Consider the following 13,530-nt stretch of genomic DNA (forward strand, 5'->3'; position numbering starts at 1 on the left):
ACGTCGTTGTACAAGGACCGTCAATTGAACCAGAACTGGCACGCGACCCTGATTCGCCACCTGCTGCTGCTGATTACCGTCTGCCTGATCGGCGGGTTGGTGAGCGGCTACTATGGCTGGAGCCTGGCCATCGGCCTGGCGCTCTACCTGGGCTGGACCCTCAAGCAACTGCTGCGCCTGCATGACTGGCTGCGCAACCACCAACCCGACGAAGCACCGCCCGATGGCTACGGACTGTGGGGCGAGGTGTTCGACAGCATCTACCACTTGCAACGCCGCGACCAGCGTGTACGCGGCCGCCTGCAGGCGGTGATCGACAGGGTGCAGGAGTCTACTGCCGCACTGCGAGACGCAGTGATCATGCTCGACAGCGATGGCAACCTGGAATGGTGGAACCGCGCCGCCGAGACCCTGCTGGGCTTCAAGACCCCACAGGACGGCGGCCAGCAGGTGACCAACCTGGTGCGCCACCCGCGCTTCAAGGAGTACTTCGAGGCAGGAAACTACCTCGAGCCGCTGGAAATCCCTTCGCCGATCAACGACCGCATGCGCGTGCAGTTGCACATCACCCGCTACGGCAACAACGAGCACCTGATGCTGGTGCGCGACGTTACCCGCATCCACCAGCTGGAGCAGATGCGCAAGGACTTCGTCGCCAACGTGTCCCACGAGCTGCGCACGCCGCTGACGGTCATCACCGGCTACCTGGAAACCCTGCTGGACAACGTCGAGGACGTGAACCCGCGCTGGAGCCGAGCCCTGCAACAGATGAGCCAGCAAGGCTCACGCATGCAGACACTGCTCAACGACCTGTTGCTGCTGGCCAAGCTTGAGGCCACCGACTATCCGTCGGACAACCACCCGGTGGCGGTCGATGCCTTGCTCTGCGCGATCAAGAACGACGCCCAGGCTCTGTCCGGGCCCCGCAAACAGCGCATCACCCTTGAAGCCGCGCCCGGTGTGCAGTTGAAGGGCAGCGAGTCAGAGCTGCGCAGTGCCTTTTCCAACCTGGTGTTCAACGCGGTCAAGTACACCCAGGACGAAGGAAGCATCCGGATTCGCTGGTGGGCCGATGCCCAGGGCGCACACCTGTCGGTGCAGGACTCGGGGGTGGGCATCGATGCCAAGCACCTGCCACGTCTGACCGAGCGCTTCTACCGGGTCGACTCCAGCCGTGCGTCGAATACCGGGGGCACCGGGCTGGGGCTGGCGATCGTCAAGCATGTGCTGATGCGCCACCGCGGCAAACTGGAGATCAGCAGCGTGCCGGGGCATGGCAGTACCTTTACCTGTCACTTCGCGCCGGCACAATTGGCCAACGGCAAGGCTTGAGATCGGGGCTGCTGCGCAGCCCTTCGCGGGCACGCCCGCTCCCACAGGGACCGCAATAAGTCCGCCACCCTTTGCTTTTACGGTCCCAGCCGCTACATTGGACCCCCTGTGCCAGCAAGAGCTGGCACTTTTTTTCTCTCTATCTCGAAGACGGACCCCGTAAAAACTCCATCATGGACCCTTCCCCTGGTATCAGCATCACCTCGTTATTCGCCGATTTCGGCATGATCATCTTTGCCTTGCTCCTGGTGCTGCTCAACGGCTTCTTCGTTGCCGCCGAGTTCGCCATGGTCAAGCTGCGCGCCACCCGCGTCGAGTCCATCGCCGAGCTGCATGGCTGGCGTGGCAGCATCCTGCGCAAGGTGCACAACCAGCTCGACGCCTATCTTTCAGCCTGCCAGCTGGGCATCACCCTCGCCTCGCTGGGCCTGGGCTGGGTCGGTGAACCGGCGTTCGCCCATCTGCTCGAGCCGCTGCTGGCATACCTTGGCGTGGACACGCCCGAGCTGATCAAGGCCATCTCGTTCTTCGTCGCCTTCTTCGTCATCTCGTACCTGCACATCGTGGTCGGCGAGCTGGCGCCCAAGTCCTGGGCCATCCGCAAGCCAGAACTGCTGTCACTGTGGACCGCCGTGCCGCTGTACCTGTTCTACTGGGTGATGTACCCGGCCATCTACCTGCTCAATGCCAGCGCCAACACCATCCTGCGCATTGCCGGCCAGGGCGAGCCCGGCCCGCATCACGAGCACCACTACAGCCGTGAAGAACTCAAGCTGATCCTGCACTCCAGCCGTGGCCAGGACCCGAGCGACCAGGGCATGCGCGTGCTGGCCTCGGCTGTGGAAATGGGCGAGCTGGAGGTGGTCGACTGGGCCAACTCGCGCGAGGACATGGTCAGCATCGACGCCCATGCGCCGTTGAAGCAGATCCTGGCGCTGCTGCGCCGCCACAAGTTCAGCCGCTACCCGGTGTACGACGCCGAGCGTGAGGAGTTCACCGGCCTGCTCCATATCAAGGACCTGCTGCTGGAACTGGCCGAACTCGAGCACCTGCCCGAAACCATCGACCTCGACGACCTGGCCAGGCCGCTGGAGCGCGTGTCGCGGCACATGCCCCTGGCGCAATTGCTGGAGCAGTTCCGCAAGGGCGGCGCGCACTTCGTACTGGTGGAGGAAGCCGATGGCAAGGTGATTGGCTACCTGACCATGGAAGACGTGCTGGAAGTGCTGGTAGGTGACATCCAGGACGAGCACCGCAAGACCGAGCGCGGCATCCTCGCCTACCAGCCGGGCAAGCTGCTGGTGCGTGGCGACACGCCGCTGTTCAAGGTCGAGCGCCTCCTGGGCGTCGACCTTGACCATATCGAAGCGGAAACCCTCGCGGGGCTGGTCTACGAGACACTCAAGCGCGTGCCTGAAGAAGAGGAAGTGCTGGAGGTCGAAGGGCTGCGCATCATCATCAAGAAGATGAAAGGGCCGAAGATCGTGCTGGCCAAGGTGCTCAAGCTGGATTGAGGGCCATTCGCGGGCTCGCCCGCTCCTACAGGATCGCCAAAGGCCAGGCCTTTCAGATTACCAGTGGGAGCGGGCAAGCCCGCGAAGAAGCCGACACGGATCATGGATTACCCGCAGTGAAGTCAGGCAACCCACCAATCGGCCTGTCGAACCGATAAGGTATCGACTCCAGCGCCAACCCCACATTGCGCTGCACCACGAAATGCAGGTGCGGCCCGGTACTGTTGCCGGTATTGCCCGACTTGGCCAGCATCTGCCCCTGCCGCACTCGTTGCCCCTCCGCCACTACCACCGACCCGCGCATCAGGTGCAGGTAGACGCCCATGGTACCGTCCGGGTGCAGGATCCTGACGAAATTGCCCGAGGGGTTGGGGCCGCGCCCGCTCTGGCTGTTCTCCGTCTTCACCACCACCCCTTCCCGCGCCGCGATGATGGTGGTGCCTTCGGGCATGGCGATGTCCATGGCGTAACGCCCCTTGGGCCCAAAATGACTGACCCGGCCATTGGGGCCCTGGGTCACGCGGAACGGCCCGCCAATCCAGGGGAATGCATAGCGGAAGCCCTGGGGCCGCTTGCCCGGGTCGCCCATGGCCTGTAGCAGGGTCGAGCGGTAGTTCAGCAGCATCCCGGGGCGCCCCCTGAGCACGCTGAGCATTTGCGTGGTGCGCGGCGGCAGTACCCGGCGCACGGTACGCGGGGCATTGCCACCTTGTGCGTTCACCAGGTTGTCCAGGCGCAACTCCACCTCCACTGGCACGTGTAGCTGGTTGCGGGCCGAAAAGCTCACGCCGCCGTTGAAGGTTATCGCGTTCAGCAGAACCTGGCCTTCGGGCACCTCGACCATAGGTACGCGCCGCACAAAGGTTTTGGCACCGGGGCCGGGCCGGTCGGAATAGGAGGTCACACGGCCATCATCGGTGATCTCGTAAATGGTCATGCCCAGGCTCGACGCCGAGGCCATGAGCAATGCACAGAACAGCAGCAGGCGGGCGGGCATGATAGTGGCTTTTTGACAGTTACGATCTGTCGAAGCCTAGCAGGGGGTTTTGTGACGGGTATGACAGTTGGTCGGATGGCGTCAACAGGACTGGCCCCATCGCCGGCAAGCCAGCTCCCACAGGAAATGCACAAGGCCCGAGGTTGACGCTGTACATGTGGGAGCTGGCTTGCCGGCGATGGAGCCAGTAGTCATTACTCAGGCGCCCGGGGTGAAATGCTTCTGCGCCGTCCCGCGGGCAATCAGCCGCGACAGGTAGTCGAGCTTCTGGGCATCCTGGTCGACGAACTTGAAGGTCAGTTGCAACCAGTCACTGTCGGGCTTGGGTTCCAGTGCCGCGACGGCATGCAGGTAGCCGTTCAGGCGCGCAACTTCGGCGTTCTCGCCCTGCTCCAGGTCCAGCACCGCGCCTTCCAGCACCTGTGGCAGCGCTTCACCACGGCGCACCACCAGCAGCGCCTCTTTCAGGCTCAGCGCCTTGATCACGCACGGCTGCATGCCGCCGGCCAGGCGCAACTGGCCCTGGCCACGGCCGGTCGGCGCGGGAGTGGCGGGCAGGGGGGTATTGGCCAATGGCCTGGCGGGTGCGGTTGCAGGTGCCGGAGCTGGCGCCGCGACCTTCACCGCTTCAGGCTTGCCGGCTGTCAGCGCATTCAGCGAGTCATTGGCGAACGCCGAGTTGACCCGTGCCGGGCCGCTGGACATCAGGCTGTCGAGCTTGCCGATCTTGGTCAGGGCCTTTTTCACCTTGGTCAGCAATTGCTCGTTGGTGAATGGCTTGCCGACAAAATCGGAAACGCCCGCCTGAATCGCCTGGATGACGTTTTCCTTGTCGCCACGGCTGGTCACCATGATGAATTGCAGGTTCTTCAACTCAGGCTGCTGGCGGCACCAGGTGAGCAGTTCCAGGCCGGACATTTCCGGCATTTCCCAGTCGCACAGAACCAGGTCGAACGCTTCCTTGCCCAGCATGGCCATTGCCTTGCGACCGTTGACGGCGTCGTCGATGGTCATGCCCGGGAAGGCATTGCGCAGGCATTTGCGGACCAGATCACGGATAAACGGGGCGTCATCCACGACCAGCACATTCACTTTACTCATCGATACTCCTTCTGAATCCCGACTAGCCTACCGCCGAATAATGGCCACTTGCTACAACCTGGTCACGCCGGGACTTCTTCACATCGTTCGCGGGTGCCTGCCGGCTCCTCGACCGCAAACGAAAACGCCCGGCCAAGGCCGGGCGTCGATGCTCGGGAGCAACCTTACTTATCGTCAGGTTCAGCCGGAACATTAGCGTTTTCGCCGTCGGAAACAGCAGTGCCTTGCACTTCTGCCGTCATGCGCTTGAGGCCCATGTGACGCACGTCGGTGCCGCGCACCAGATAGATCACCAGCTCGGAGATATTGCGCGCATGGTCGCCGATACGCTCCAGCGAACGCAGGACCCAGATCACGCTCAGTACCCGCGAGATCGAGCGCGGGTCTTCCATCATGTAGGTCACCAGCTCACGCAGGGCGGTCTTGTATTCGCGGTCGATGGTCTTGTCGTACTGGGCCACCGACAGTGCCAGGTCGGCGTCGAAGCGGGCAAAGGCGTCCAGCGCGTCACGGACCATGTTGCGTACCTGGTCGCCGATGTGGCGCACCTCGACATAGCCGCGCGGTGACTCGCCTTCCTCGCACAGCTGGATGGCGCGGCGGGCGATCTTGGTCGACTCGTCACCGATGCGCTCCAGGTCAATCACCGACTTGGAGATGCTGATGATCAGACGCAGGTCGGAGGCCGCCGGCTGACGACGGGCGAGGATGCGCAGGCACTCCTCGTCGATGTTGCGCTCCATCTGGTTGATCTGCTCGTCGACTTCGCGCACTTGCTGGGCCAGGCCCGAGTCGGCTTCGATCAGCGCAGTGACTGCGTCGTTGACCTGTTTTTCGACCAGGCCGCCCATGGCCAGCAGGTGGCTACGCACCTCTTCGAGCTCGGCGTTGAACTGCTGGGAAATGTGATGCGTAAGGCTTTCTTTGTTGATCATCGTTCGCTCCGCGAAGAAGCTGCAAGCTTCAAGTAGTTCATGTCGTGCCCTGGCTGGCCAGGCTTAGCCGTAGCGACCGGTGATGTAATCTTCGGTCTGTTTCTTCGCCGGGTTGGTGAACAGGGTGTCGGTATCCCCGAATTCGACCAGTTTGCCCATGTACATGAACGCGGTGTAGTCCGAAACACGGGCCGCCTGCTGCATGTTGTGGGTCACGATGACGATGGTGTACTTGGATTTCAATTCGTAGATCAGTTCCTCGACTTTCAGGGTCGAGATCGGGTCCAGTGCCGAGCACGGTTCGTCGAGCAGCAGCACTTCCGGCTCCACGGCGATGGTGCGGGCGATGACCAGACGCTGCTGCTGGCCACCGGACAGGCCCAGTGCCGAATCGTGCAGGCGGTCCTTGACCTCGTCCCACAGTGCCGCGCCCTTCAGCGCCCATTCGACCGCTTCGTCCAGCACGCGCTTCTTGTTGATGCCCTGGATCCGCAGGCCGTAGACCACGTTCTCGTAGATGGTCTTTGGGAACGGGTTGGGCTTCTGGAACACCATGCCCACACGACGGCGCAGCTCGGCCACGTCTTCGCCCTTGCGGTAGATGTTATTGCCATACAGGTTGATGGCGCCTTCCACGCGGCAACCATCAACCAGATCGTTCATGCGGTTGAAGGTGCGCAGCAGGGTCGACTTGCCGCAGCCGGACGGGCCGATAAAGGCGGTCACGCGCTGCTTGGGAATGTTCATCTGCACATCGAACAGCGCTTGTTTGTCACCGTAGAACAGGCTCAGGCCCGGTACTTCGATGGCTACGGTTTCTTCGGCCAGGCGCAGGCTCTGCTTGTCGCGGCCCAGGGCAGACATGTCGATGCCGTGGGTATGGGATTCTTGCTGCATGGTCAACTCCATACGCTAACAATTCGTTTCTAAGGGCCGCCCGTTTCACGGGCGGCACGCTTGCAATCAGGATCAGCTGTCGAGGGCCTTGTACTTCTCGCGCAGGTGGTTACGGATCCACACGGCCGAGAGGTTGAGGGCCGCGATCACCAGCACCAGCAGCAACGCCGTGGCGTATACCAGAGGCCGCGCGGCTTCTACGTTGGGGCTCTGGAAGCCGACGTCATAGATATGGAAGCCCAGGTGCATGATCTTCTGGTCCAGGTGCAGGTACGGGTAGTTCCCGTCCACCGGCAGGGATGGAGCCAGCTTTACCACACCCACCAGCATCAACGGCGCCACTTCACCGGCGGCGCGGGCCACGGCGAGGATCATGCCGGTCATCATCGCCGGGCTGGCCATCGGCAGGACGATCTTCCACAGGGTTTCGGCCTTGGTAGCGCCCAGGGCCAGCGAGCCTTCGCGCACGGTGCGCGGGATACGCGCCAGGCCTTCCTCGGTGGCCACGATCACCACCGGCACGGCCAGCAGCGCCAGGGTCAGCGATGCCCACAACAGGCCTGGGGTACCCAGGGTTGGCGCCGGCAGTGCTTCGGGGAAGAACAGGCGGTCGATCGAGCCACCCAGCACGTAGACGAAGAAGCCCAAGCCGAACACGCCGTAGACGATCGCCGGCACACCCGCCAGGTTGTTCACCGCGATGCGGATCAAGCGGGTCACCGGGCCCTGTCTGGCGTATTCGCGCAGGTACACGGCAGCCAGCACACCGAACGGGGTGACGATCACGGCCATGATCAGGGTCATCATCACGGTACCGAAGATGGCCGGGAAGATACCGCCCTCAGTGTTGGCTTCACGCGGGTCATCGCTGAGGAACTCCCAGACCTTGGTGAAGTAGGTGCCCAGCTTGGTGAACCCCGACATGGCGTTAGGCTGGATGGCGTGCACCACCTTGCTGAGGTTGATTTCTACTTCACGGCCGTTGCCATCACGGGCCACCAGGCTGTCGCGGGCGAAGGCCTGGTGCAGACCGGTCAGGCGGTCTTCGATGGCCTTGTAGCGACTGTTCAGCTCAGCGCGCTCGGCGTCCATATCGGCCTGGGCGGCGGCGTCCAGCTTGCCGTCCAGCTCCAGCTTGCGCGCTTGCAGACGCAGGCGCTCGAGGCCATGGTTGATGGCACCGATGTCTTTCTTTTCGAGGCTTTGCAGTTCGCTGTTGAGCTGGTTGGCGCGCTTGAGGCGGGCCTGCAGCTCGGCCCAGGCCGCAGCGCCTTCGGCGACCACGCGGCCGTCTTCCTTGACGCTGACCAGGTAGCCGTAGAAGTTGCCCCACTCGCGGCGCTCCAGGGCGACCAGGTCGGTCGGGTGCCTTTCGTCGACCAGCCAGTCGCCGACCACCCAGGTGAAGTCGCTGCCGTTGAGGTCGCGGTTGCCCACCTTGATCAGCTCACGGGTCATGAACTCCGGGCCTTGGTCAGGCACTGGCAGGCCGGCGCCCTTCAGGCGGGCACGGGGTACTTCTTCCTTTTGCACCACTTCGCCAATGACGACATGGTCGGCCTGGCCCGGCACCTTGTAGGTAGCCTGGACAAGATCGGCCGGCCAGAAGTGGCCCAGGCCGCGCACGGCAATCACCGCCAGCAGGCCAACGGTCATGATCACTGCCATGGCCACCGCGCCGCCGCTCATCCAGACGCCTGGGGCGCCGCTCTTGAACCAGCCTTTGAGGGAATCCTTTTTCACGGATCGCTACCTTTCTATCAAAGCGACGAGTATTTCTTGCGCAGACGCTGGCGAATCAGCTCGGCCAAGGTGTTCATGATGAAGGTGAACATCAGCAGCACCAGCGCGGCCAGGAACAGCACGCGGTAGTGGCTGCCGCCGACTTCCGATTCCGGCATTTCCACCGCCACGTTGGCGGCCAGGGTGCGCATGCCCTCGAACAGGTTCAGCTCCATCACCGGGGTGTTGCCGGTGGCCATCAGCACGATCATGGTCTCGCCCACCGCACGGCCCATGCCGATCATCAGCGCCGAGAAGATACCTGGGCTGGCGGTGAGGATGACCACGCGGGTCAGGGTCTGCCAGGGCGTCGCACCCAGGGCCAGGGAGCCCAGGGTCAGGCTGCGCGGCACACTGAACACGGCGTCTTCGGCGATGGAGTAGATGTTCGGGATGACCGCGAAGCCCATGGCGATACCCACGACCAGGGCATTGCGCTGGTCGTAGGTTATCCCCAGGTCGTTGGTGATCCACAGGCGCATGTCACCGCCAAAGAACCAGTTCTCGAGGTGCGGGCTCATGGTCAGGGCGAACCAGCCGGTGAACAGGATGACCGGGATCAGGATCGCCGCTTCCCAGCCATCCGGGATACGCAGGCGGATCGACTCGGGCAGGCGGGTCCAGGCGAAGCCGGCCAGCAGGATACCGAGCGGCATCAGCAGGAACAGGCTGAACACGCCCGGCAGGTGGCCTTCCAGGTACGGGGCGAGGAACAGGCCGGCGAAGAAGCCGAGGATCACCGTCGGCATCGCTTCCATCAGTTCGATCACCGGCTTGACCTTGCGGCGCATGCCCGGGGCCATGAAGTAGGCGGTGTAGATGGCCGCGGCGATCGCCAGCGGGGCCGCCAGGATCATGGCGTAGAACGCAGCCTTGAGGGTACCGAAGGTCAGCGGCGACAGGCTCAGTTTGGGCTCGAAGTCGGTGTTCGAAGCGGTCGATTGCCAGACGTATTTCGGCTCGTCGTAGTTCTCGTACCAAACTTTGCCCCACAGCGCGCTGAAGGAAATTTCCGGATGCGGGTTGCGCAGGCTAAGTGGCAGCAGCTTGCCGCCTTCTTCGATAATGATGCGGTTGGCACGTGGCGACAGGGCCAGGATGCCAGGGCCTTCGGCGGCCGGCTCGACCAGCAGGGTACGGTGCGCGGTGCTGTGGAACACGCCCAGCTCGCCTGCGGCGTCGAGGGCGACGAAGCCCTTGCGGCGCTCTTCGGCGTCGATCTGTACGACCGCGGCCTTGCCCATCTGGAAGGTGCGGATCAGCTTGAAGCGCGATTCGCCATCCGGGTCACGGGCCATGAACCACTGGGCCAGGCCGCCCTTGGAATCACCGATGATCAGCGAGATGCCGCCGACCAGCTGGGCGGTGGCGGTAATTTCGGTGTCGGCGCTTTCAGACAGTTTGTAGCGGCCGTTGAGGCTCTTGTCGCGCAGGTTGAACACGTCCGCGGTGGCACGGCCGTTGATCACGTACAACCACTGCTGACGCGGGTCGATGAAGATGTTCTTCACCGTTTCGGTCATCTGCGGCAGTTCGATGCGGTTCTGCTCGGTCGTGACCTCTTCGGTCATCATGTTCTCGGTGCGGGTCAACTCGACCACCTGCAGGTGCGCGCCGGTGGAAGCAGCCAGCAGCAGGGTGTCGCCATTGACGTTTACGCTGACATGATCCAGCGCACGCCCCTGCTCGTCGAGCACGAACGGCTGCTCGCCGTACGGGTAGTCGATGCCGGGGGCGATGGTTTTCTTGTTGTCCGGGTAGGTGATCTTGTAGGTGTGGTGAAACACCAGCGCCTGGCCATTGGACAAGCCCAGCACCACCAGCGGGCTACCCGGCTGGTCGGCACTGATCGAAGTGACCTGGGTGCCTGCCGGCAGTGGCAGGTCGACACGCTTGAGCTCGTTACCGGTCTTGGTATCGAAGAACAGTGCCTGGCCCTTGTCCGAAACACGCATGCCCACCAGGTTCTGCTCTTCAAGCGCGATCATCAGCGGCTTGCCGGCATCCTGTTGCAGCCAGGTCGGCTCCAGGGCTTTCTTGCTGGTCAGCTCGGCGCCCTGGAACAGCGGCAGCACCACATAGGCCAGATAGAAGAAGATCAGGGTGATAGCCGCCAATACGGCAAGCCCGCCCACCAGTACATACCAGCGGGTCAGGCGGTCCTTTAGCGCGCGCATGCGGCGCTTGCGTTGCAACTCCGGCGTATTGAAATCAATCCGCACGGGCTGGGAGTTTTGGGTCATGTTGGAATTGGCCAGATCATTCATGCGCACACCCTAGCGGTCCCGTGTGACAAAAGCATTACAAATTGGTGACGCACGAAAGCCCGCCGCACAGGAAACCTGGCTTCGGACTGAAATTTCGTGGAAGAGGCCGGGCGTCAGCGCCGGCCTCCCCCTCAGTTACTTACTTCTTTGCGACGTTACCTGCGTGGGACAGGCCCAGGTCAGCCAAGGTCTTGTCGACGACTTTGGCCGGCAGCGGAATGTAGCCATCCTTCACCACGACCTGCTGGCCAGCTTGCGACAGCACCAGCTTGACGAACTCGGCTTCCAGCGGGGCCAGAGGCTTGTTCGGCGCCTTATTGACATAGACGTACAGGAAGCGCGACAGCGGGTAGGTGCCGTTCAGAGCGTTGGCTTCGTTGTCTTCAACGAACTCGCCGCCTTCCTTCTTGGCCAGGGCCACAGTCTTGACGCTGGCGGTCTTGTAGCCGATGCCCGAGTAGCCGATGCCGTTCAGCGAGGAGCTGATCGACTGCACGACCGAAGCCGAGCCAGGCTGTTCGTTAACGTTAGGCTTGAAGTCGCCTTTGCACAGGGCTTCTTCCTTGAAGTAGCCGTAGGTGCCCGATACCGAGTTACGGCCGAACAGCTGTACTGGCTTGTTGGCCAGGTCGCCGGTCACGCCCAGGTCACCCCAGGTCTTGACGTCGGCTTTGCCACCGCACAGGCGGGTGGAAGAGAAGATGGCGTCGACCTGGGCCATGGTCAGGCCTTTGATCGGGTTGTCCTTGTGCACGAACACAGCCAGGGCGTCTACGGCGACCGGGATGGCGGTCGGTTTGTAGCCGTACTTCTGCTCGAAGGCCTGCAGCTCGACGTCCTTCATCTTGCGGCTCATCGGGCCGAGGTTGGCGGTGCCTTCGGTCAGCGCGGGTGGCGCGGTGGAGGAGCCGGCAGCCTGGATCTGGATGTTTACGTTCGGATATTCCTTCTTGTAGGCCTCGGCCCACAGAGTCATCAGGTTGGCGAGGGTGTCCGAACCGACGCTGGAGAGGTTGCCCGAAACACCAGTGGTCTTGGTGTAGGTCGGGATCGCAGGATCGACAGCGGCTACCGCGTTGGCGGTTGCAACGCCAGCGGCGGCAAAGGTGAGGGCCGCCATCAAACGCTTCAGTTTCATGCCTTGCTCCTAGCAGGAATATTGGGGTGTTGGATGGAACGGGCCCAAGTATCTGTAGGCCGCATGAATACGATATGACTTGAATATGACAATTGGATGAAAGGCCATCATCAAAAGCAGGTCTGGCCTCTTCGCGGGCACGCCCGCTCCCACAGGGGCTGTGTGACCCTTGTGGGAGCGGGCGTGCCCGCGAAGAGGCCAGTAGCCCTGGCGTAGATCAGCGCTTGTTGGCGAGCAGGTACAGACCCACGACCAGACCAACGGCACACAGCCCCGCCACATAGTAGGCCGGCGCCATCGGGCTCACTTTCAGCAGCGCAGTCACCACCATCGGTGTCAGCCCGCCAAAGATCGCGTAGGCCACGTTGTACGAGAACGACAGCCCGCTGAAGCGCACCACCGCCGGGAACGCCTTGACCATCACATAAGGCACCGCGCCAATCACGCCCACGCACAGGCCGGTCACTGCATACAGCGGGAACAGCAGCTCGGGCCGGGTCGGCAGGCTGTGGTAGAAGGTCCAGGAGGTTGCCAGCAGCAGCAGGCTGCCGATCACGAACACCCGGCCCGCGCCGAAGCGGTCGGCCAGGCTGCCAGCGCCGATGCAGCCGAAGCTGAGCAGCACGATGGCCAGGCTGTTGGCCTTGAGCGAGTCGGTTGGGCTGATGTGGTAGATGCTCTGCAGCAGCGCCGGAGTCATCAGGATGAGCACCACGATGGCGGCTGACAGCATCCAGGTCAGCAGCATCGACAGGATGATCGCGCCGCGATGGTCACGCAGCACCGCGCGCAACGGCAGCTCCTCGGCCAGCGCCTTGCGCTGCTGCATCTCGGCGAACACCGGGGTTTCGTGCAGCCAACGGCGCAGGTACACCGAGAACAGGCCGAATACACCGCCAAGCAGGAACGGGATACGCCAGGCGTAATCGGCCACTTCCTGTGCGCTGTAGACGCTGTTGATCAGGGTCGCCACAAGCGAGCCAAGCAGGATACCCGCGGTCAGCCCTGCGGTGAGGGTGCCGCAGGCGTAGCCGGTGTTGCGCTCTGGCACGTGCTCGGACACGAATACCCAGGCGCCCGGTACCTCCCCGCCAATGGCCGCCCCCTGGATCACGCGCATCAGCAGCAACAGGATCGGCGCCCACATGCCGATCTGTGCATAGGTGGGCAGCAGGCCCATGATCAGCGTTGGCAGGGCCATCATGAAGATGCTCAGGGTGAACATCTTCTTGCGCCCGAGCAGGTCACCGAAGTGGGCCATGATGATGCCGCCCAGCGGCCGCGCCAGGTAGCCGGCGGCGAAAATGCCAAAGGTTTGCATCAGGCGCAGCCATTCGGGCATGTCAGCCGGGAAGAACAGCTTGCCGACCACTGTGGCGAAGAACACGAAAATGATGAAGTCGTAGAACTCCAGCGCGCCGCCCAGGGCGGACAGTGAGAGGGTCTTGTAGTCACTGCGGGTCAGCGGCCGCGAAGGCTGCTCGATACTGCTCGGCACGGAGGTCATCGCTCATTGTTCTCTTTGTGGGCATGCAGGCCGCTTGGCATGCGGCTTCTGGATTGGGAG

The 13,530-nt window shown here is 62.9% G+C and carries 10 protein-coding genes; 2 read left to right on the top strand and 8 right to left on the bottom strand.

Translation table 11 applies throughout. The features are described from left to right. Positions 1-24: 24 nt before the first annotated feature. The gene (gene phoR / locus AC2T3R_RS25825) at positions 25-1,332 is read left to right on the top strand and encodes a phosphate regulon sensor histidine kinase PhoR (protein ID WP_023661986.1); all 1,308 of its coding nucleotides are present in this window, start codon (positions 25-27) and stop codon (positions 1,330-1,332) included. Positions 1,333-1,505: 173 nt separating this feature from the next. Then, positions 1,506-2,846 (top strand): hemolysin family protein, encoded by a 1,341-nt coding sequence (locus AC2T3R_RS25830; RefSeq protein ID WP_486744436.1) that lies wholly within the window; start codon positions 1,506-1,508, stop codon positions 2,844-2,846. 100 nt (positions 2,847-2,946) lie between these two features. Here the strand turns inward: AC2T3R_RS25830 and AC2T3R_RS25835 are convergent, their stop codons facing one another. The 8 genes from AC2T3R_RS25835 to AC2T3R_RS25870 all read right to left on the bottom strand — a co-directional run bounded on the left by AC2T3R_RS25835 (position 2,947) and on the right by AC2T3R_RS25870 (position 13,470). Beyond that, a complete protein-coding gene (locus AC2T3R_RS25835) occupies positions 2,947-3,843 on the bottom strand; it encodes a M23 family metallopeptidase (protein ID WP_013974816.1) in 897 nt (298 codons plus the stop codon). Positions 3,844-4,041: 198 nt separating this feature from the next. Further along, positions 4,042-4,944 carry a response regulator gene (locus AC2T3R_RS25840; protein ID WP_486744437.1) on the bottom strand — a complete coding sequence of 301 codons (903 nt, stop codon included), beginning with the start codon at positions 4,942-4,944 and terminating at the stop codon, positions 4,042-4,044. A 164-nt stretch (positions 4,945-5,108) separates the two neighbouring features. After that, on the bottom strand, positions 5,109-5,879 hold the full coding sequence (gene phoU, locus AC2T3R_RS25845) for a phosphate signaling complex protein PhoU (RefSeq protein WP_013974818.1): 771 nt from the start codon (positions 5,877-5,879) through the stop codon (positions 5,109-5,111). A gap of 63 nt (positions 5,880-5,942) precedes the next feature. Beyond that, entirely contained in the window at positions 5,943-6,776 is an 834-nt protein-coding gene (pstB, locus tag AC2T3R_RS25850; protein ID WP_003258171.1) for a phosphate ABC transporter ATP-binding protein PstB, read from the bottom strand. A 72-nt stretch (positions 6,777-6,848) separates the two neighbouring features. Continuing rightward, a complete protein-coding gene (gene pstA / locus AC2T3R_RS25855; protein WP_182329544.1) occupies positions 6,849-8,465 on the bottom strand; it encodes a phosphate ABC transporter permease PstA in 1,617 nt (538 codons plus the stop codon). A gap of 71 nt (positions 8,466-8,536) precedes the next feature. Next, the gene (locus AC2T3R_RS25860) at positions 8,537-10,825 is read right to left on the bottom strand and encodes an ABC transporter permease subunit (protein WP_015272350.1); all 2,289 of its coding nucleotides are present in this window, start codon (positions 10,823-10,825) and stop codon (positions 8,537-8,539) included. Between the two features lie 139 nt (positions 10,826-10,964). Continuing rightward, positions 10,965-11,963 carry a phosphate ABC transporter substrate-binding protein PstS gene (locus AC2T3R_RS25865; protein WP_013974822.1) on the bottom strand — a complete coding sequence of 333 codons (999 nt, stop codon included), beginning with the start codon at positions 11,961-11,963 and terminating at the stop codon, positions 10,965-10,967. A gap of 217 nt (positions 11,964-12,180) precedes the next feature. Further along, on the bottom strand, positions 12,181-13,470 hold the full coding sequence (locus tag AC2T3R_RS25870; protein ID WP_003258167.1) for an MFS transporter: 1,290 nt from the start codon (positions 13,468-13,470) through the stop codon (positions 12,181-12,183). Positions 13,471-13,530: the final 60 nt, after the last annotated feature.

The organism is Pseudomonas sp. PVC-5-1, assembly GCF_057444345.1.

What these genes read in the sequence shown, in the direction of transcription:
- AC2T3R_RS25830 (WP_486744436.1), top strand. Translation starts at nt 1,506, where the DNA reads ATGGACCCTTCCCCTGGTATCAGCATCACCTCGTTATTCGCCGATTTC.
- AC2T3R_RS25835 (WP_013974816.1), bottom strand. Translation starts at nt 3,843, where the DNA reads ATGCCCGCCCGCCTGCTGCTGTTCTGTGCATTGCTCATGGCCTCGGCG.
- AC2T3R_RS25840 (WP_486744437.1), bottom strand. Translation starts at nt 4,944, where the DNA reads ATGAGTAAAGTGAATGTGCTGGTCGTGGATGACGCCCCGTTTATCCGT.
- phoU (WP_013974818.1), bottom strand. Translation starts at nt 5,879, where the DNA reads ATGATCAACAAAGAAAGCCTTACGCATCACATTTCCCAGCAGTTCAAC.
- pstB (WP_003258171.1), bottom strand. Translation starts at nt 6,776, where the DNA reads ATGCAGCAAGAATCCCATACCCACGGCATCGACATGTCTGCCCTGGGC.
- pstA (WP_182329544.1), bottom strand. Translation starts at nt 8,465, where the DNA reads ATGAGCGGCGGCGCGGTGGCCATGGCAGTGATCATGACCGTTGGCCTG.
- AC2T3R_RS25860 (WP_015272350.1), bottom strand. Translation starts at nt 10,825, where the DNA reads ATGAATGATCTGGCCAATTCCAACATGACCCAAAACTCCCAGCCCGTG.
- AC2T3R_RS25865 (WP_013974822.1), bottom strand. Translation starts at nt 11,963, where the DNA reads ATGAAACTGAAGCGTTTGATGGCGGCCCTCACCTTTGCCGCCGCTGGC.
- AC2T3R_RS25870 (WP_003258167.1), bottom strand. Translation starts at nt 13,470, where the DNA reads ATGACCTCCGTGCCGAGCAGTATCGAGCAGCCTTCGCGGCCGCTGACC.